The sequence below is a fragment of the Acinetobacter sp. 1294243 genome, from assembly GCF_000588015.1.
GTDB classification, from domain to species: Bacteria; Pseudomonadota; Gammaproteobacteria; order Pseudomonadales; family Moraxellaceae; genus Acinetobacter; species Acinetobacter pittii.
In genome coordinates this window covers 73,777-94,869 of record NZ_JFXG01000009.1, presented here as the reverse complement: position 1 = coordinate 94,869, position 21,093 = coordinate 73,777, and the positions used below count along the sequence as shown (strand labels likewise).

Annotated in this window: 17 protein-coding genes; 10 read left to right on the top strand and 7 right to left on the bottom strand. The window is 39.9% G+C overall.

The annotated features are described in order from the left end of the window. Positions 1–38 precede the first annotated feature (38 nt). From J655_RS16445 to J655_RS16435, 3 genes are all read right to left on the bottom strand, one after another. Positions 39–2,444, bottom strand: coding sequence for a glucose/quinate/shikimate family membrane-bound PQQ-dependent dehydrogenase (locus J655_RS16445; protein WP_032006039.1), 2,406 nt, complete (start codon positions 2,442–2,444; stop codon positions 39–41). A 174-nt stretch (positions 2,445–2,618) separates the two neighbouring features. Continuing rightward, positions 2,619–3,851, bottom strand: coding sequence for a carbohydrate porin (locus tag J655_RS16440; RefSeq protein ID WP_080947650.1), 1,233 nt, complete (start codon positions 3,849–3,851; stop codon positions 2,619–2,621). A 155-nt stretch (positions 3,852–4,006) separates the two neighbouring features. Next, positions 4,007–5,125 carry a CaiB/BaiF CoA transferase family protein gene (locus J655_RS16435; RefSeq protein WP_032006043.1) on the bottom strand — a complete coding sequence of 373 codons (1,119 nt, stop codon included), beginning with the start codon at positions 5,123–5,125 and terminating at the stop codon, positions 4,007–4,009. A 210-nt stretch (positions 5,126–5,335) separates the two neighbouring features. Here J655_RS16435 and J655_RS16430 point away from each other — a divergent pair, with 210 nt between their 5' ends. The 5 genes from J655_RS16430 (at position 5,336) to J655_RS16410 (ending at position 11,174) form a co-directional block, all read left to right on the top strand. After that, on the top strand, positions 5,336–6,346 hold the full coding sequence (locus tag J655_RS16430) for an AraC family transcriptional regulator (protein ID WP_002116561.1): 1,011 nt from the start codon (positions 5,336–5,338) through the stop codon (positions 6,344–6,346). Between the two features lie 169 nt (positions 6,347–6,515). Beyond that, positions 6,516–7,721, top strand: coding sequence for an acetyl-CoA C-acetyltransferase (locus J655_RS16425; protein ID WP_025468516.1), 1,206 nt, complete (start codon positions 6,516–6,518; stop codon positions 7,719–7,721). An 18-nt stretch (positions 7,722–7,739) separates the two neighbouring features. Further along, complete coding sequence (locus tag J655_RS16420; protein ID WP_032052665.1) at positions 7,740–9,875, top strand: 3-hydroxyacyl-CoA dehydrogenase NAD-binding domain-containing protein; 2,136 nt, start codon at positions 7,740–7,742, stop codon at positions 9,873–9,875. 165 nt (positions 9,876–10,040) lie between these two features. Continuing rightward, positions 10,041–10,298 (top strand): hypothetical protein, encoded by a 258-nt coding sequence (locus tag J655_RS16415; protein ID WP_001280981.1) that lies wholly within the window; start codon positions 10,041–10,043, stop codon positions 10,296–10,298. Between the two features lie 15 nt (positions 10,299–10,313). Further along, positions 10,314–11,174: a patatin-like phospholipase family protein gene (locus J655_RS16410; RefSeq protein WP_016802595.1), complete on the top strand. Its 861-nt coding sequence runs from the start codon at positions 10,314–10,316 to the stop codon at positions 11,172–11,174. Positions 11,175–11,203: 29 nt separating this feature from the next. On the opposite strand, the gene J655_RS16405 is transcribed toward J655_RS16410, so the two are convergent. Next, positions 11,204–11,623, bottom strand: a complete 420-nt coding sequence (locus J655_RS16405; RefSeq protein WP_032052664.1) for a GNAT family N-acetyltransferase — start codon at positions 11,621–11,623, stop codon at positions 11,204–11,206. A 12-nt stretch (positions 11,624–11,635) separates the two neighbouring features. Beyond that, complete coding sequence (locus J655_RS16400; RefSeq protein WP_032006048.1) at positions 11,636–12,847, bottom strand: class I SAM-dependent methyltransferase; 1,212 nt, start codon at positions 12,845–12,847, stop codon at positions 11,636–11,638. A gap of 128 nt (positions 12,848–12,975) precedes the next feature. Between J655_RS16400 and trhA the strand changes: the two genes are divergently transcribed. Continuing rightward, on the top strand, positions 12,976–13,617 hold the full coding sequence (gene trhA, locus J655_RS16395; RefSeq protein ID WP_017482175.1) for a PAQR family membrane homeostasis protein TrhA: 642 nt from the start codon (positions 12,976–12,978) through the stop codon (positions 13,615–13,617). A 132-nt stretch (positions 13,618–13,749) separates the two neighbouring features. Then, complete coding sequence (locus tag J655_RS16390; RefSeq protein ID WP_017482176.1) at positions 13,750–15,060, top strand: MFS transporter; 1,311 nt, start codon at positions 13,750–13,752, stop codon at positions 15,058–15,060. Between the two features lie 66 nt (positions 15,061–15,126). On the opposite strand, the gene J655_RS16385 is transcribed toward J655_RS16390, so the two are convergent. Both J655_RS16385 and secA read right to left on the bottom strand, forming a co-directional pair. Then, positions 15,127–15,570, bottom strand: a complete 444-nt coding sequence (locus J655_RS16385; protein ID WP_002116535.1) for a hypothetical protein — start codon at positions 15,568–15,570, stop codon at positions 15,127–15,129. A 131-nt stretch (positions 15,571–15,701) separates the two neighbouring features. Next, positions 15,702–18,422, bottom strand: coding sequence for a preprotein translocase subunit SecA (gene secA, locus J655_RS16380; RefSeq protein WP_017482177.1), 2,721 nt, complete (start codon positions 18,420–18,422; stop codon positions 15,702–15,704). Between the two features lie 407 nt (positions 18,423–18,829). On the opposite strand from secA, the gene J655_RS16375 reads away from it, so the two are divergent. The 3 genes from J655_RS16375 to J655_RS16365 all read left to right on the top strand — a co-directional run bounded on the left by J655_RS16375 (position 18,830) and on the right by J655_RS16365 (position 21,083). Next, positions 18,830–19,480 (top strand): peroxiredoxin, encoded by a 651-nt coding sequence (locus J655_RS16375; protein WP_032052663.1) that lies wholly within the window; start codon positions 18,830–18,832, stop codon positions 19,478–19,480. A gap of 215 nt (positions 19,481–19,695) precedes the next feature. Continuing rightward, positions 19,696–20,508, top strand: a complete 813-nt coding sequence (locus J655_RS16370; RefSeq protein WP_181949729.1) for an MBL fold metallo-hydrolase — start codon at positions 19,696–19,698, stop codon at positions 20,506–20,508. Beyond that, positions 20,505–21,083, top strand: coding sequence for a dual specificity protein phosphatase family protein (locus J655_RS16365; RefSeq protein WP_017482180.1), 579 nt, complete (start codon positions 20,505–20,507; stop codon positions 21,081–21,083). Before J655_RS16370 ends, J655_RS16365 begins: the two co-directional genes overlap by 4 nt. Positions 21,084–21,093: the final 10 nt, after the last annotated feature.

The following is a 21,093-nucleotide window of genomic DNA, read 5'->3' as shown; positions in this document are numbered from 1 at the left end:
AAGCCCGGATAAATCCAGGCCCTTTCTATAAAAGCTTTTTATTTGTTATCTGGTAAGGCATAAGCCACTAAATAGTCGCCCATTTTCGTACCAAATGAACCATGACCACCAGCCATGATCACAACATATTGCTTACCATTGATTTCATAAGTCATTGGTGTTGCTTGTCCACCTGCTGGTAAACGCGCTTCCCAAAGTTTCTTACCGTTAGTAACGTTAAACGCACGTAAGTAGTTATCTTGAGTTGCACCAACAAACATGACATTACCGGCAGTAGAAATTGAACCACCTAAACCAGGCACACCAATTTTCACAGCTGGTAACTGGAACAAGTTCGGCAAGCTATCACGGATTGTACCAATACGTTTTTTCCATACCACTTCATGAGTTTTCAAATCAACGCCAGCTACATAGCCCCAAGCCGGTTGTTTACAAGGTAAACCAAGCGGAGATAAGAATGCGCTAATTTCAACACCATACGGTACGCCGTACATCGGTTGTACGCCCTGCTCAGTTCCTGCACCTTTTGCAGTTTGTGCACGGTTTGGATCAGCAGGAATTAAACGACTGACGAATGGCAGACCAATCGGGTTCATTACAGCAACCTGACGATCAGGGTTAACTGACATACCGCCCCATTCAAATACACCTAAGTTACCAGGGAAAACTAAAGTACCGTTTTCAGATGGTGGCGTATAAATACCATCGTAATTTAGACGTTTGAAAGATACACGACACATGAGCTGATCAAGCATAGTGGCACCCCACATGTCTTTATCAGTCAATTTATCTTGTGGAGCCAAGTTCAAGTCAGAGAATGGCTGAGTTTTTGAATAGAACTCACCTTTAGTTTGTGGTCCACGTTTAACTGTTTGTGGAACTGGTTTCTCAGTTACAGGAACAATCGGTTGACCATTACGGCGATCAAGCACAAAGGCATTACCTGTTTTCGTCAATACATAGATTGCAGGAACAGTTTGGCCAGCTTTGTTTTTGATATCAGCTAAAGATGGTTGAGATGGTACGTCCATATCCCATAAATCGTGATGGGTTGTCTGGAAGTTCCACACTAATTTACCAGTAGAAGCATTAATCGCTAACATTGAGTTTGCATAACGCTCTTTCAGCTCGGTACGGTCACCCCCCCAGATATCTGGTGTACCTACACCTGTTGGTACATAAACAATATCAAGTTTGGCATCGTATGCTAAAGGTGCCCACGCATTTGGTGAGTTATGAACAAAAGTAGTTCCTTCGCCCGGCATTGCATTTGGATCTGCTGCGCCAGTATCAAATACCCAAAGAAGTTTACCAGTGTTAACGTCGTATCCACGAATCACACCAGATGGCTCTTTATTTGAGTAGTTATCTGTTACCGAACCAGCAATCACAACAGTTGAACCAGTCACGATACCAGGAGATGTCGGGTTATAACCGCCTGGATAAGCATATGGCATGAACTCTTGTAAGTTCACTTGACCATTTTGACCAAAGTCAGTACATGCTTTACCAGTGTCAGCATTTACAGCCACTAAACGGCCATCGTTGACTGGTACAAATACCTTACGTGGACATTGTGTAGAGCTAGATTTCTTGCTTTGAAGACTCGTTGCAAACTCAGTTGTATTGTTTGCATCGTAGTACATCACACCACGACAAGTTAAATGCTGGAACGATTTATCCGTTTTAAGTTTCGGATCAAAACGCCATTTTTCTTTACCTGTAGCAGGATCAATCGCAATTAACTGCTGGTGAGCTGTACAGATAAACATGTTGTTACCGATTTTAATCGGTGTAACCTGATTGGTCGTTTCGCCAGAGTCGTTATCTGTCTTAAGATCGCCAGTACGTAAAGTCCAGGCAACTTTCAAGTCTTTTACGTTTTGATCATTGATCTGTTTCAATGGAGAATAACGCACACCTGCTTGAGTACGACCATAAGCTGGCCAATCACTTTCAGCAACACCAGGCACGGCTTGAGCTGTTTCTGGTTGAGGTGTTTTGATTTCACCATTAATTTCTTGCGGATCATTGAAGATAGAATAAACCATCAACACGATTGCAATTGCTAAAGTTGAAGATAAGGCAATCTTACTTGATCCAAGGTTGTTGATTCCACGAGTTACAGCCGGAACCAATAACCATAAACCAAGAATACCTAAAATATCTAAACGTGGTGCAAGCGCCCAAAAGTCTGTTCCAACTTCCCAGACACTCCAGATAATAGTTCCTAGCATTAATGCAGCATAAAACCACAAAGCAGTAGAAGCACGCTTGTAGAGTTGCCATGCAACAATGAGGAGTAATACTCCAGCTATAATGTAGTAAATTGAACCGCCTAGTGTAGCGAGCCAAATACCTCCAATTAACAGGAATAACGCCAGTAACCCAATAATAATTACGGTAAAAGTCGTTAAACCTGATCTTGAAGTAGGTTGATTCATAAACCACCTCTTATCAATCATCATTTTTATAGGAAAGATGTGCCAAGAACCTTATAGAAAAATGGCATCACCAATACATCTAAAACAAATTCAGGCATCAAGAAAAAACGGAAGGTCAGGATAATTCAATCAATGATTTAGCCCTCGACAATCCGTTTTTCGGAGTAATTACGCTTAGAATGCAGTTGAGAATTTAATACCGCCAACCCAAGTGTTATCACCATTTTTTAATGCACCAACATGACGAACATATTGCACATTTGGACGAATAGTTAACCAGTTAGTGGCATGAATACCGTAGTAAAGCTCGGTATTGTATTCAGTGTCATATTCTTTAGTTTGAACATCGTTCCAATCATCATTGATATGGATACGAGCCACACCGAGTGCCAACTCATCTTGAGGACGTTGATTGAGCAAACCTTTATAGACCAAGCCTACATTTTGCATGTTATCAATTTTGTTGGTATCAGAGTCGTGGAAAGTCAGATTCACAAAACCTGTCAAACCGCGATCTGTTTGATCAGCAGGCTGGAATAATTTTTGTTTTGCAGTTACCCACACCCCTTGTTTATGAGATGTTTGAGCCTTATTCGTAATTTCTTCGGCGTCAGCAGTGCTGTAGTAATAACCTAAACGGTATTCACCAGCCATACTTTGAACACCTAATTTAGGTGACCAAACTACTTCGGCAGGAATAATTGCACCGTGAGAACCATCAGTACTTAAGTTAAAACCTTTACCTCGGTCCAGATTTTCCGGGTTGTATTCATATACACCAACTTGCGTATATAAATCAGGCTGCAAGTTATATTTAACACGCATTGCCCATTGGCTTACTGGCCAGTTATACCACTGATCGCCCACCCAGTTACCGACCTGCGAACCACAAAGTGCCAAGTTCTGGAAATCACAGTCAAAACTATTAAAGTCTTCACCTTCACCAAAACGACCAACTTTCACATCTAACTTCTGGTCAAGGAATTTCTTCTTGATCCATAAATCTGTTAAACGCCAAGTTTGCTCACGCCCCCACACTTCTTGCACCGAGCTTAAGTGCCCTGCTAAAGCTGGTGAATGTTCAGAAAGCGACTGCCCATCACGATATGTTAATGTGATTTGAGCTTCAGTATCTTGCCAACCTAAAATTTTATTTAGGTCAAAATGAGTTCCTAGTGCAAGTTGCCCCGTATAAGCACTACCATGCGTAGACGTATTTTTTGAATCTAAAATACCGGCATATTCGCCGGTATATCCAAAAGAAAAATCATAACCTTGTGCTTGTAACGCGGTGCGTTGACCGTTCCAATCACCCAACATCCAAGGACTATTTGGGTCGAATGCAGCAGCAGCTTGTGCATGCTGTATAAAAAGAGTAATTGATAAAACGGATAAACAGGAAGCCATCAAGGATTTATGTGTTTTCATGTTTACATACCTTTTATGTCTTTGTTTATAAAGGGTACGCTAATTTTATGTAAAGAAATTATTCAAAATGTTAATCGATTGATTAATCTAATAATAATCTTAATACACATTGTATGAAAAATGGCCCCAGCTCTTTACCACTGCCCTTCACCAAGTTTTTGACCTATAAAGGAATATCTCATTTTCGATCTTGAAAACTTAATTGGACAAGCCAATTGTGGTTCTGTATCCACTGTATTATTTTGCAAAGGTACATCCACAATCCATCCACGTTCTTGTGCTAAAGGCGAGTTCAAGGACTCAGTTAGGCTTAAAACAGGTTCTACACACACATCAAGATTTGCAAAAATTTCATGCCATTCTTTAAATGATTTCGTTTTAATTTTCTCTTGAATAGCTTGTTTAACTTCCTGTCGGTCTTCGACATCTAAGGAAGCACCTTTTTGTAATAATAAAGGCAAATCAAGCGCCACTGATAAACCAGACATAAATTGTGGCTCAAGACTACCTATTGAAAGATAACGACCATCTTGAGTCATATAATAGTCATAAAAAATACCGCCATTGAGCATGCCATGCTCTGGAGCCTGTTCAACTTGTGCCGCAAGTGTAGCGGATGCGGCCATACTATTGAGGCTAGCAACACAATCGGTCATGGAAATATCAATATATTGTCCCATTCCACTACGTCCACGTTCGACAACCGCAGCTAAAATTGCAATGACAGCATGAAGTGAACCACCTGCAATGTCTGCAACTTGAATACCGAGTGGTGGTGGACCACTGTCTTGTCGGCCGCTATATCCAGCAATACCTGCTAAAGCTAAATAGTTAATGTCATGCCCAGCTCTGTCTTTATAGCTCCCTGTTTGTCCATAACCTGTAATTGAACAATAAATGAGACGTGGGTTAATTTCGGCAAGTGTCGCGTAGTCTAAACCGAGACGACGCATAACATCAGGTCGGAACTGCTCTATGACAATATCAAACTCAGAAATTTTGGCTTTAATCAGATCAATACTCGCTTTATCTTTTAAATCCAGAACAATCGACTGTTTATTTCGGTTTAAATAACTATGTGCTGTTGCTTGACCATTTGCATATGGTGGCATGATTCGGATTAAATCAGGACGTGATGGAGATTCGATATGGATGACTTCTGCTCCCATATCGGCCAAATACATTGTGGCAAAAGGTCCAGGTAAGAGCGTCGAGAAATCGAGAACTTTAAGTCCATTTAATGCTGTCGTCATCGTATTTTTAACCACTATTATTCGAATTTTCTTTTATATTAGTTAAGCAAATATACTAAAACAATGTCATGTTCAGCCATTTACCTTGATCATTTCGGCAATTTAACATGTAAAAAGTGCTTTTACTCTGTTGTAAATCGCCAATTTATTTTTTTAGACGGTCATTTAGGTCAATTTAAAGTGAACATCAAAGAGACTGAAGGATTCAATATGAGTCGCGATACGATTAGCATCCACTTCGTGAATGCGGCTTTGACAGGCGTAAAACGCCTTGGCATGGATGTTGAAATGCTCCTTTCACATGTGGGTATTGAAGCGGAATTATTACGTCAACCTAAAGCTCGAATCTCACCAGAACAATACACTCGTTTTATAAAAATGTTGTGGATGGTCACACAGGATGAACACGTTGGATTTGACGTACAACCACGTCGTCTGGGCACTTTTGCCATTATGTGTCAGTTGATTATTCACGCAAAAACATTGGGCCAAGCCCTTGAACTGTCATCTCAATTCTACAAATTATTTGGCGATGAATGGTCTGTAACTCTAGAGCGTGACAAACATGAAGCACGTCTAGTTCCCCTCATTCCGAAAACTTTAGATCCAGACCATTTCATTACTGAAAGTATGCTGATGATTTGGCACGGTCTAGCATCATGGTTGATTGAACGTCGTTTGCCATTAGAGCGCGTTCATTTTAGCTATCCACGTCCTGCACATGCCGATGAATATGATGCATTATTTTTTGCACCAGTCATGCAGTTTGATGCACCACGTACTGAAATTACCTTTGCAGCTGATTATCTTGATTTACCAATCCGCCAAGATGAAAAAACGCTAGAAGAATTCTTAAAAGCAGCTCCTGCTCAGCTTTTAGTGAAATTCAAAAACACCAACTCGCTAACTTCTCGTATTCGTGAAGTACTCAAAAGCCAAATTGGTGAAGAAATGCCAACGCTTAATGACGTTGCATCAATGTTATATTTATCTCCTCAAACCTTACGCCGCCGCTTGGCTGCCGAAGGTAAAAGCTACCAAGGTGTAAAAGATGCTTTACGCCGAGATGCTGCAATTCACTTGTTACTCAACCCTGAGTTAACACTTGAAGATGTTGCTCAACAAGTTGGCTTTAGTGAAACCAGTACCTTCCACCGCGCATTTAAAAAGTGGACGGGTGTAACACCTGGCCTATATCGCCAGCTACATGGTTATCACTAATTCTCAAATCTCTTTAGTTTCACATTTAGCCCAAGTTCAACTTGGGCTTTTTTGTATTTCTATTGGCAAAAATCATCACCTGACTGGTGCGCTTATCGTCATTGCGTTGCCTTTTAAAACCAGTACACTCAAAACACAACAAAGTTTAAGTAATAAAAAAGGAACTGTTATGAGCGAGGCTTATATTATTGATGCCATTCGCACCCCACGCGGAAAAGGAAAAAAAGATGGCTCTCTTTACGAAGTAAAACCAATTACATTATTGACCACCTTATTAAATGAATTACAACAACGCCATCAACTCGATACCTCTAAAGTCGATGACATTGTTTTGGGGTGTGTAACACCAATTGGCGATCAAGGTGGTGATATTGCCAAAACTGCAGCGATTGCAGCAGGTTGGAATGATGATGTTGCTGGGGTGCAAATCAATCGCTTTTGTGCATCAGGTTTAGAAGCAGTCAACATGGCAGCCATGAAAGTCCGCTCTGGTTGGGAAGATTTAGTAGTTGCTGGTGGCGTTGAATCAATGTCACGCATTCCAATGGGTTCCGATGGCGGACCATGGGCTCTAGATCCAGAAACAAATCTTAAGTCATCATTTGTTCCACAAGGTATCGGCGCTGACCTCATTGCAACCCTAGATGGCTATAGCCGTGAAGATGTTGATAATTTTGCTGTAAAGTCCCAACAAAAAGCGGCAGCAGCTCAATCAAATGGTTATTTCAATCACTCAGTCGTACCAGTAAAAGATCACGCAGGTGTGGTGATTTTAGAGAAAGATGAATTTATTAAAGGCAATACCACACTCGAAGGCCTAGCAAAGCTCAACCCAAGTTTTGAAATGATGGGCCAAATGGGCTTTGATGCAGTCGCTTTACAAAAATATCCAGAAGCACAAAAAATCAATCATGTTCACCATGCAGGTAACTCATCAGGCATTGTCGATGGAGCAGCTGTAGTTTTATTAGCTTCTGAAAAAGCGGTAAAAGAACAAAACTTAAAACCACGCGCTAAAGTTTTGGCGACTGCATTAGTTGGTACCGACCCAACCATTATGCTGACTGGCCCTGCGCCTGCTGCACGTAAAGCTTTAGAAAAAGCTGGCCTCACGATTGATGATATTGACCTATTTGAAGTCAACGAGGCATTTGCAGCAGTTGTTATGCGTTTTATTAATGAGCTCAATGTCCCTACTGAAAAAGTCAACGTAAATGGTGGTGCGATTGCTTTAGGTCATCCATTAGGTGCAACAGGTGCCATGATTTTAGGTACTTTACTTGATGAGCTTGAACGACAAGATAAAAAGCGCGGTTTAGCGACCCTCTGTGTTGGCGGTGGGATGGGTATTGCCACCATTATTGAACGCGTATAAAAATTAGGGATATAAAAGATGAGTGCAATTCAATACGAAAAAAATGCCGACAATATTGTCATTTTAACGCTTGATTCAACTGGTCAATCTGCGAACACTATGAATGCTGAGTTTCGTGACTCGCTTGATGAAGCAACTCAGAAACTTAAAGCAGAAACAGAACTTTCAGGTGTTATTTTCCGCTCGGCTAAAAAAACTTTCTTTGCAGGCGGTGATTTAGATGAGCTAATCCAAGTTCAGCCTGAACACGCAACTGACTTTTTCAATATGGTTGAAAAGCTAAAAGGTCATTTACGTACAATTGAAACACTAGGGATTCCAGTGATTGCAGCATTAAATGGCACTGCACTTGGCGGTGGTTGGGAAATTGCATTAAGTTGCCATCACCGTATTGCAATCAATGACCCGAAGAGCAAATTTGGTCTACCAGAAGTTACTTTAGGTTTGTTACCGGGTGGCGGCGGTATTGTGCGTATGGTACGTCTCCTCGGACTTCAAAATGCGTTCCCATTTTTAATGGAGGGCAAACAGTTCGGTGTTGATAAAGCAAAATCTTTAGGCTTAATTCATGACACTGCCGAAAATGAACAAGAACTTTTAGATAAAGCAATTGCTTGGATCAAGGCCAATCCAAAATCTCAGCAGCCATTTGATGTGAAGGGTTATAAAATTCCGGGTGGCGATCCAAAAACTCCAGCAGTTGCACAAGTTCTTGCAATTGCACCAGCCATGTTAAAAGACAAAACCAAAGGTTGTTACCCTGCCCCTGAAGCAATTATGGCTGCCGCAGTTGAAGGTGCACAAGTTGATGTCGATACTGCTTTACGTATTGAGTCTCGCTACTTTACTCAGCTTACAACAGGTCAAATTTCTAAAAATATGATCGGCACTTTCTGGCATGGTCTAAATGCAATTAAGTCTGGTGCTAGTCGTCCTGCCGACGTTCCAAAATGGCAAGCGACTAAAGTTGGTGTATTGGGTGCAGGCATGATGGGTGCAGGTATTGCTTATTCAACAGCCATTAAAGGCATTCCAGTTGTACTTAAAGATGTATCTGTTGAAAATGCTGAGAAAGGTAAAGCTTACTCACAAAAGCTCTTAGATAAACGTGTTTCACAAGGCCGCATGACCGCAGAAAAACGTGATCAGATTTTATCTCTCATCACGGCGACAGCTTCCGCTCAAGATCTTCAAGGTTGTGATTTAATTATTGAAGCGGTATTTGAAAATCAAGAACTCAAAGCTAAAGTCACTCAAGAAGCCGAGCAATATCTAGCGCCTAACGGTGTGATGGCATCAAACACCTCAACCCTGCCAATTACAGGTTTAGCTCAGGCAAGTAAGGATGATAAAGCTTTTATCGGTCTGCATTTCTTTAGCCCTGTCGACAAAATGCAGTTGGTTGAGATTATTAAAGGTAAAAACACCTCCGCAGAGACACTTGCCAAAGCTTACGACTTTGTACAACAAATTGGAAAAACACCGATTGTTGTCAATGATAGCCGTGGTTTCTTTACCAGTCGTGTGTTTGGTACTTTCATTCAAGAGGGTATGCGCTTGCTTGCCGAAGGTGTCCACCCAGCGCGTATTGAAATGGCAGCACTGAAAGCTGGTATGCCAGTTGGCCCCCTCGCTATTCAAGATGAAGTATCTTTAACATTAACCGAACATGTTGCCAGTGAAGCACGCAAAGCTCTACAAGCCGAAGGAAAAGATTTACCTAAAACTTCTGTAGATGAAGTGGTTCACACCATGATTCATGAGTTAAACCGTAAAGGTAAAGCTGCTGGAGCTGGTTTTTATGAATACCCTGAAAATGGTAAAAAGCATCTATGGGAAGGCTTAAACCGCTGGAAAAAAGATCATGATATTTCTGAACAAGATATGATTGATCGCATTCTGTTTGTACAGGCCTTAGATACTTTACGTTGTTATGAAGAAGGCGTATTGGAGTCTGTAATTGATGCCAATGTCGGTTCTATCTTTGGGATTGGTTATGCACCTTGGACTGGAGGAGCAATTCAATTCCTAAATCAGTATGGTACTGATAAAGCACAAAAACGTGCAGAAGAATTGGCTGCCAAATATGGTGAACGTTTTACACCACCAGCTTTACTAAAAACCAAAGCTGAGCAGAAACAAAATATTCAGTAATTTAGTCTTATTGAATATTTAAAAAACTGCATAAACCTTACCCATATAAATATATTTTATTTATATGGGTTTTTCTTTATGACCTTTAAGATTCCTGCCCCCTGCCTAAATATGCTATAAATAGACTTCATTTTTGTGCTTCTACAGCACATTCGAGAAATTCTTATGTCCGATAAAAATTCTTCCGAGTCAGCAATTTTAGGCTGGAAATTTGTTCTGATCGTTGGTGTTTTAAGTGCAATTTTCCTTGGCTTTTTTTATTTAGCAATGAGTAATGAACCTGACTATATGCCAGGTGCACAGCGCAAAGCACAACAAGAGCAAATGCAGCAAAAGGCTGAACACTCTACAGAGCAACACGCTCAACATAGTGACAACATGCCTGAAATGGATATGCAAGAACATAAGCAATCAACTCAGTAATCAGATATTTTTCAAATGACAGATTTTTCCCGCAACGCACTGGTTGTAGAAGGTGGAGGCATGCGTGGTGCCTTTACCAGTGGTGTACTTGACGCGTTTTTACAACAACAGTTCAACCCATTCGATTTATATGTTGGTGTATCGTCTGGTTCAACTAATGTCGCCAACTATCTGGCAGGCCAGCAAGGCCGCACTTTAACATTTTATATTGATCATTCACTGCGTCCTGAATTTATCGATTACAAGCGCTTTTTTAAGGGCGGCGATTTACTTGATTTAAAATGGATGTGGGAAATTGGTGAGCAAGAGCATCCTCTTGATCAACAGAGTCTTTTTGCCAAAAATCCTGATTTTTATATGGTGTTGACGCATGCCAAAACAGGTCATGCAGAATATCTTCGTGCGGGTAAAGACAATTTACTCAATGCGCTTCGTGCTTCTAGCTCAATTCCAGTTTTAACGCGTCATCCCGTCGATATTATGGGTGAACCTTATTTTGATGGGGGTGTTGCAGATGCCTTACCCGTTCGCTGGACAGCTCAGCAAAGTGGCGTCAAAAAAATGTTAGTTTTACGTACTCGTCCGAAAAACTATTTCAAAGCAAGTAGTCGAGGTGATCAATTCCTCGCAAAATATGCGTTTAAACATCATTATGGTTTTGCAAACAGCTTACGTAGCCGTTGTGCTCGTTATAACGCGTCGGTAGAGTTTGTTCGTGGTCAAAACTCAGACCAGCAAATTTTAGAAGTTGGCCCACCGCCTCTTAAGAATATGGCTGGCCGTTTAACTACCAATCCGAAAAAGCTTCGCTACAGTTATGAAGTTGGTTTAGAAACAGGACTACAGGCAATTGAAAGCTGGAATGCAATGAAATAAATCTAAATTGAGATTTCTAAAAAGAAGTCTCAATTTAACTCTAAAACCATATCAATATGTGGAATGCCACAGTCTTCATAAACCTCCCCCTGCACTTTAAAACCTAAAGCTTCGTAAAAAGCTGTCACATAGGATTGTGCTGAAAGCTTTAAGTAAGGCAATTTATGTTGGCGCGCATATTCAATAATATGCTGCATTAAAATTTTACCTATACCCTGCTTTCGATAAGGCATTAAAACAGCAACACGCCCTACGCTATGCTGCAGCAACAAACGTGCTGTAGCGATAGGCTGCTCTTTGTCATAGACAATAAAATGTAGAACTGTGGCATCCAAGTCGTCCCATTCATCTTCAGGTGCAATTCCTTGCTCTTGAATAAAGACTTGTTCACGGATGTATTTCGCATCTTGCTCAAGCTGTTCCCAACCATCCTCTACAATTTTATACATCCATTCACCTTCCTAGCACTTACAGCCGATATTTTCGATCGGCAACTGATCTTGCAATAACAATTCCAACGTTTGTTTTTTAATACCATACATTTCTTTCAATGCTTGGATTTGAGACATAATCTTGGCGTCAGGTTGTGAAACGTTTTTGCGTTTTGTCGCCAAAATCATTTTATTTTTGCTGGTGTGTTCAAGCGATACAAACTCAAAAACTTTGGTTTCATAACCATACGCTTTTAAAAGTAACGCACGTAAAGTGTCAGTTAACATCTCGGCTTGTTGCCCAGCATGAATACCAAACTGTAGCATTGGCTGTAAAACTTCTGGGCTATGTAATTGTGGGCGCAACTCTTTGTGACAACATGGCGCGCACATAATCATCGAAGCGTTTAAACGAATTCCTGTATGAATAGCAAAGTCAGTCGCAATATCACACGCATGTAAGGCAATCATTACATCCAACTTTTCTGGTTGATAACTACGAACGTCACCTTCAAAAAAATCTAAATGATTGAAATGAACTTTGTCTGCAACGTTCTGGCAAAACTCCACCAAATTACGGCGCAGCTCTACACCAGTAATGAATGGTGTTTTCTGTTGTTGTTGCAGATAATCATACAATGCAAAAGTTAAATAACCTTTCCCTGATCCAAAATCGACAATGCGTAACTCTTGTGGAGACGCATCAATTTGTTCATAGGCACTTGCAAAAATTTCGATAAATTTATTAATCTGTTTCCACTTACGAGCCATGCTTGGAATGACCTGAGCTTTTTCATCAGTAATACCCAGCTCTTTTAAAAATGCATTGCCCTGCTGTAGATAGCGCTGCTTTTCACGGTCATGCGCCTGAACCGTTTGTGTCGCATTTACCGCCTGCTTTTTCCCCATATTCAATATGGCTTTTTTCTTATTTTTTTTAAGTTGAATTTCTTGAGTAGTCGAAAATAAGTTTGCTTGCTTACACTGAATGATTAATTGCTCAATCTGTTGCAAACCTTCTTGAAATGAATAGTTTTTAGTCACATCTTGGGTCGTATGATGGTATAGAGCTGAAAGCTGTTTTTGTCCATGTAGCTCTACAACGCGGAAAGTGATTTTTTCCAGTTGCGCCAACTCTCCCTTATATTGGCTCAAGATCAAACGCTCAAAAGCTTGTTGGTCAAGCATTTGCTTGATTTCATAAAAGAATTGCTGTTCTTGCTCAAAGGAGAAAACCGACACGGATATACCTAAAAAATGAAGACTCATATAAAATAGAAGTTTAAAGGGTCTAGGATTAAAAATAAAATAACTTTACGACTGTTTTTTATTTCTATACATTTGTATTTTTAATCAAAAAAATTAAAGTTATGAGTAAATCTGTGTTGGAAACTTACGATCCAAAAGAAGAACTATTTAATGCCTATAGTCATGGTGCTGGTGTTGTTATGGCAGTTGTAGCTTCTATCTTTTTAATTATAAAGGGATCTTATCTTCCAACTGCTCAGTGGGTGGGCTTATGGGTATACTCATTTAGTCTCATTCTAGTTTTTACCAGTTCTACACTTTATCATTTTGCTCAAACACAAAACCTACGCTACTGGTATAAAAAACTCGACCACACTGCTATTTATTATTTAATTGCTGGAACATATACCCCGTTCTTAAGCATTGCTATACCTACACAAAAAGCTCATATTTTACTTATTGCTCTCTGGAGCATTGCTGCAATTGGTACACTTTTCAAGTTAGTTTTTATTCATCGTTTTCAGAAAATTTCGCTACTTGCTTATGTTCTTATGGGGTGGCTTGCTGTATTTGTTATGGATGATATGCGCACCTATCTGAGTAAAGACGCGTTGATTTTGTTAATTATTGGCGGATTAGCTTATACGGTTGGAGCATTGTTTTACGCGTTAAAAAAGGTAAGATATACCCATGCGATCTGGCATATTTTTGTGCTTTTAGGTGCAGGGGCACATTTTCTTGCAATCTATTGGTACGTAGTTTAGTCCATTTTTCACTCATATTCAGTGATCCTGAAAGAGTCATGGATGATGTTCTTTCACGCTATTCTTTGAGAAAAATACGTCTTTAAAAAGAGTAGTCATTAAAAATAAATTTTAACGGATATAAGGACTTATATGGAGTCAACTTCTGCGACTGCTGCTCCTGTAGTAGCCACTAATTCAAAAACACGAGTTTTGTTTGCAAGCTTAGTCGGTACAACCATTGAGTTCTTCGACTTTTATATCTATGCAACAGCTGCCGTGATTATCTTTCCTCACCTATTTTTTCCTGCTAGTAGTGGCAGTGCCGCAGTCTTACAATCTCTGGCAACCTTTGCAATTGCCTTTATTGCTCGTCCTATCGGTGCCGCATTATTTGGCCATCTAGGAGACCGTATCGGTCGTAAAGCAACTCTAGTTGCAGCTTTACTGACCATGGGTATTTCAACCGTATGTATTGGTTTACTTCCAACTTATGCTCAAATCGGAATTATCGCACCATTACTATTAGCTGTTTGTCGTTTAGGACAAGGCTTAGGTTTAGGCGGTGAATGGAGCGGCGCAGTATTATTAGCGACTGAAAATGCCCCAGAAGGTAAAAGAGCATGGTACGGGATGTTTCCACAGCTAGGTGCTCCAATTGGCTTTATTCTGGCAACAGGTTCATTCTTATTATTGAGTGCAGTTATTCCTGAGCAAGCATTCATGCAATGGGGTTGGCGTATTCCATTCATTGCCAGTGCTGTATTGGTTATTGTTGGCTTATATATCCGTTTAAAACTTCATGAAACTCCAGCTTTCCAGAAAGTCTTAGATAAGCAAAAAGAAGTTAATATTCCATTTAAAGAAGTCTTAACCAAACATACAGGTAAGCTTATTCTTGGTACAGTTGCAGCAATCTGTACCTTTGTTGTGTTCTATCTTACTACCGTATTTGCCTTAAACTGGGGAACCACTAAACTGGGTTATGCGCGTGGAGAGTTTTTAGAACTTCAATTGTTTGCCACACTTTGCTTTGCCGCATTTATTCCTTTATCTGCTATTTTTGCAGAAAAATTTGGTCGGAAAACAACTTCTATTGGCGTCTGTATCGCTGCTGCGATTTTCGGCTTGTTCTTCTCTAGTATGTTAGAGTCTGGAAATACCTTAATCGTATTCCTTTTCTTATGTACTGGCTTGGCGATTATGGGCTTAACCTATGGTCCAATTGGTACAGTTCTTTCTGAACTTTTCCCAACTTCAGTTCGATATACAGGTTCAGCATTAACTTTTAACTTGGCTGGTATTTTTGGTGCATCGTTTGCCCCACTGATTGCGACTAAACTTGCTGAAACTTATGGTTTATATGCGGTTGGTTATTATCTTACTGCTGCATCACTTTTATCACTTATCGCATTCTTACTCATTCGTGAAACAAAAAATGATGATGTGAATAATCAGATTTAAAGTTGTAAAGACACCCCCATAAAAAAGCCAGTTCAATTTGAACTGGCTTTTTTATACGTATATGAATTAATTCATTGATGCAGGATTTGCGGGAGCAACACTATTTGTTGCAGCTGGCGCTGTTACATTGCTTGCTGCAACTGCTGCTGGTCCTGCTACTGCTGCTTCACCAATTAAAGCAACTTTTGCTTTTTCTTGGCTTTTTGCAGAAAGAGCTGGGTTACTTGCCACAATTCGATTAATGTTTGCTGAGTTTGCCGGAGCAATCGCTGTAGTTTGTAAAATAATTGGGCGATTACCTGTGTTACCCAACGTATAGCGAATACCTGTACGTGGACTAATCACTGTAGTATTTTCTTGCTTCACTACAGCTTGAGCCGAAGTTGGGCCTTTTGCTGCAAGTACTTTGTCAACCGTTGTCGTTTGAGGGGCTGAAGCTGCTTCTGCTGCAAAAACAAAACTTGGTACAGCAAGAACAGTTAAAAATAAAGGTTGTAATACTTTTTTCATTGTCTTTCCAACATACACTCTGGATGAGAAGTAAATAGCATTTAATGCTTAAAACTGCAAACATTATTCACAGGCTTACTACAAACATAAAAAAAGCAGAACAATTGTTCTGCTTTTTTTGTGAAGGCAGATTAGATCTTACCGTGACATTGCTTATATTTTAATCCTGAACCACATGGGCATGGGGCATTACGGCTTTCTGGAACAGGGAAAGCTTGCTGATCGGCAGACTCGTTCATGGTTTCTTGAGAAAGTGTAACTTCACCAGTTAAACCATCTACATCATCATGTTCAAAAGAAAGCTTCATTGATTCAGCTTGCTGCTGCTGTTGAGCTTCCATTTCTGCAAGTTCTTCTGGTGTTGGGATATGTACACGAGACAAATCAGTTACAACATCAGTTTTAATAATACCCAACATGTTTACGAACAAGTTGAAGGCTTCTTTCTTATATTCCTGCTCAGGGTTCTTTTGCGCATAGCCACGTAAGTGAATACCTTGACGCAAATAATCCATTGCAGCCAAGTGATCTTTCCAATGGCGATCAAGAGAGTTTAAAACGAAATGGCGCTCAAGCATTGCTGCTGATTCATCACCCATTTGAGCACGGCGCTGACGATAACGCTCAATTACTTCATCGCTAATACGCTCAACCAAACCTTCTTCATCTAAACGACGATCTTGGTCTAACCATTCTTGAATTGGAAGCTCAATACCTAAATCAATACGTAAAGCATTTTCTAAACCTTCCACATCCCACTGGTCATGAATTGACTCTGGTGGAATAAAGTTAGCAATCATGCCTTGCATCACTTCACGATGCATTTCTTCAACGTATTCTTTTAAGGTGTTTTCAGCTAATACTTCATCACGTTGTGAATAAATAATCTTACGCTGTTCATTATTCACGTCATCGTATTTCAACAAGTTCTTACGAATATCGAAGTTACGCGCTTCAACTTTACGCTGAGCATTCTCAATCGAACGGCTCACCATTTTATGTTCAATCGCTTCATCTTCTTTTAAACCCATCGCGCGCATCATACCAACGACACGGTCGCCTGCGAAAATACGCATAAGGTCATCTTCAAGAGATAAATAGAAGCGAGAAACACCAGGGTCACCCTGACGACCGGCACGACCACGTAACTGGTTATCAATACGACGTGATTCATGGCGTTCAGAACCAATGATATGCAAACCACCGGCTTGCAATACATCTTCGTGGTCTTGTTCCCATTGTGCTTTTAGACGTGCTTCATCTTCTGCTGTTGGGTTTTCAAGTTTGGCAAGCTTAGCTTTCCAGTTACCACCCAAGATAATATCCGTACCACGACCAGCCATGTTAGTTGCAATCGTTACTGCATTCGGGCTACCCGCTTGAGCAATAATGTCAGCTTCACGCTCATGCTGCTTTGCATTCAAAACTTCATGATGAATACCAGCTTGCATTAGCTTAGAAGATAAAATTTCGCTGGCTTCAATGGTTGCTGTACCAATCAAAATTGGAGCAACACCCTGCTGACGAATATTCATAATTTCTTGAATAATCGCGTTATATTTGCCGTTACGGTTTAAATAAATTAAATCGTTTTGGTCGTTACGAATCATTGGACGGTGAGTTGGAATAATCACAACATCAAGACCGTAAATTTCTTTCATTTCCGCAGCTTCAGTATCAGCAGTACCTGTCATACCTGAAAGCTTTTTATAGAGACGGAAATAGTTCTGGAATGTTGTTGTCGCTAAAGTTTGGTTTTCAGGCTGAATTTCTAAGCCTTCTTTTGCTTCAACAGCTTGATGCAAACCTTCTGACCAACGACGACCAGGCATCGTACGACCCGTATGTTCATCGACAATAACCACTTCACCATCATGAATAATATAGTGAACATCACGTTGGAATAGGAAATGCGCACGAATAGCAGCAGATACATGGTGAACAAGGTTCAGGTTTGTTGCTGAATATAAGCTTTCGCCTTCAGCCAACAAGCCCATCTGAATAAGTTCTTGTTCAACAGTTTCATAACCAACCTCGGTCATTTCAACTGAACGCTGCTTTTCATCAATCCAGAAATGCCCACCATCTGCTACTTTTTCTTCTTTTTGCGGATGTAATTTAGGTGGAATCGTATTGATTGCACTGTAGAGGTGTGAAGAGTCTTCACTTTGACCAGAAATAATTAATGGTGTACGAGCCTCATCAATTAAGATGGAGTCAACTTCATCGATAATGGCATAGTGCAAACCACGTTGTTTCTTTTCTGCTAAAGAAAACACCATGTTGTCACGTAAATAGTCAAAACCGAATTCGTTATTGGTACCGTAAGTAATATCGGCAAGGTAAGCTGCCGCTTTTTCTGACGGACCTTGCATTGAATAAATCGTACCAATTGATAGACCCAAAAATTCAAATAATGGGCGGTTCAACTCGGCATCACGCTGTGCCAAATAATCGTTCACAGTAATGACATGTACACCTTGGCCACTCAAAGCGTTTAAATAACACGCCAGAGTACCCATAAGGGTTTTACCTTCACCAGTACGCATCTCGGCAATCTTACCTTCATGTAAAGTAATACCACCGATTAACTGAACGTCATAGTGACGCATACCCATCACACGCTTAGCAGCTTCACGACAAACTGCAAACGCTTCTGGAAGTAATTTATCTAAACTTTCGCCATTATTATAACGTTGTTTGAATTCTGGAGTTTTTGCAGATAAGTCTGCATCGCTTAAAGCTGATATCGTCGGCTCGAGCGCATTGATTTGCTCAACAATTTTGCGCATGCGTTTGAGTTCACGCTCATTTTTTGTACCGAAGATACCTCCGATCAGACTTGCCAACATGGATAAACTCTCTAAATCTTGCTTGGTCAAATGAATAAACTTTTTCTCAGTCGTTTATTATGGTGCCAGAAATTTGAAGTACAAGGGGTTTGCACAAAACCCATAAAAAAAAACTGATAGTTAGACGAATGGTTTTTTCATTCATCTAATCTCCCCTTAATGTGCCGAGCACCAAAAACACACCATTAACGCTCATCGATTAAGCATAACTTCCGAGAAATCTAATTTAGCAAATTTACCTTAAAGTTACATTGATTAAGCACTTAAAATAATGAGTTTTAGTCATATATATTTACACTTATATAAAAAGTTCATAATAAAATACAAAAACAATAATTTTAATCATAAAGTAAATGCTGCATATTCATTCAATCGAATAACAAATTATGCGCAATTGAGGAACGATCATGACACTACGATTAGGAGATACTGCTCCCGATTTTCAACAAGAATCGAGTGAAGGCACAATTAATTTTTATGATTTTTTAGGGGATAGTTGGGGAATCTTATTTTCACATCCAGCCGACTATACTCCCGTATGTACAACTGAATTAGGTTATACAGCAAAATTAAAAGATGAATTTACGAAGCGTAATGTTAAAGCGATTGCTTTGTCAGTAGATGATGTAGAGTCTCACAAAGGCTGGATCAACGACATCAATGAAACACAAAATACAACTGTAAACTTTCCAATCATTGCAGATAAAGATCGTAAAGTATCTGAGCTTTATGGTTTCATCCATCCTAATGCCAGTGAAACACTCACGGTGCGTTCTTTAGTAATTATTGATCCTAACAAAAAAGTTCGCTTAATCATTACCTACCCTGCTTCGACGGGCCGAAATTTTAACGAAGTCTTACGTGTTGTGGATTCATTACAATTAACAGACAAGCATAAAGTCGCTACACCTGCGAACTGGCAGCAAGGTGAAGATGTCGTTATTGTGCCATCACTTAAAGATGAAGAAGAAATTAAACAACGTTTCCCTAAAGGTTATACGGCTGTTAAACCTTATTTACGCCTCACGCCACAGCCTGAAAACAATAAAATCGACTAAAGGTTTTATTGCTTGCAAGACAAACGCAGTGCGTAGGCAAATATCTGAAAAATTCCCTACAAGACAAGCAAAGCGCGTAGGCACACTTAGATTAAATATCACACCCGAAAAAGTCATCCGTAGTGATGGCTTTTTTATTTATGTATTGAATACTCATGGTTTTTATTGTCCAGATCAGTTATAACTCGAAACGATTCGGTAAAAAAATAAAAATCATGATCTATAAAATTCATCATTTAAAGTGCGGCAGCATGTGCCCAGTTTGTGCACCCTTATTTGGACAAAAAGGCTTCCGAGCTGAAGTAATCTGTCATTGTCTTTTAGTTGAAACTGATCGAGGCTTAGTGCTTATCGATACTGGCTTTGGCTTGCAAGATTACTTACATATGAAGCAGCGCCTAGGCTCATTAGTTAAACGCTTAGGCAATATTGAGCATAATCTTGAATTTAGTGCGATCCAACAAATTCAAAAGCTCGGGTTTAGTCCCAAAGATGTACAGCATATTTTTGTCACTCATCTTGATTTTGACCATGCTGGTGGTATCTCAGATTTTCCTCATGCCACAATTCATGTTTTAGCAGCAGAATACAACGCTGCCCAACTTCCAAATTTTAAAGGCAAACTTCGCTATAGAACCAATCAATATAAAGATCATCGGTATTGGAACTTCGTTGAATATCAAAAAGGTGAAGCATGGTTCAACCTCGAAAAAGTCAAAGGTTTTCCGCTGTTTCAAGATGAAATTTTAATGATACCACTGTTAGGACATACAGCTGGACATTGCGGGATTGCCATAAAGCAACAAAATCAATGGTTATTATTTTGTGGAGATGCCTACTACTCACACCTAGAGTTAAACCCTAAAAATAAATTAAGATCACTTGGTCTGGTGGAAAAAACATTTGCAGAAGATAATGAAAAGCGTCTTTTTAACCTCAAGCGTTTACAGCATTTAGCCCAACATGAACCCACGATTGAAATAATTTGTGCTCACGACCCCGATGAGCTTAAACGGTATCAAACATGAAGAAATTATCGCTCCTTACACTTGTCATCTGTATAAGTTTACAAGGGTGTATTCAGCACGAAAGTATCGCCCATGAGCATCGACCACAAGATTGGGGAAGCTTAGTTTCTCAGACTCATAACTTTTATCAAATTAGTAATGATGTTTATCGCAGTGAACAACCTGATACTGCAATGATTTCTGAATTAAAGAATCATCAAATTGGAACGATCATTAATTTAAGAGCCAAAGACGCAGATAGTTTAGTTTTTAAAAATGAAAATTTTAATCTTGTGCATATTCCTATCAACACTTGGGCAATTGACCGACATGACCTCTTAGAAGTCATGCAACAAATCAAACTTGCCAAACAGAATGATCAGCGCGTTTTATTGCACTGCTACCATGGTTCAGATCGTACAGGCGCCAGCGTTGCCATGTATCGCATTATTTTTGAAAATTGGGCAATTGATGATGCGGTTAAGGAAATGAAACAAGGGGGTTACGGTTATCATATTATTTGGAAGAACATTGACCGATTATTTACACCTGAAAATGTAAAATGGATTCAACAGCAACTGTCGAATCCATCTTAGTAACATCTTG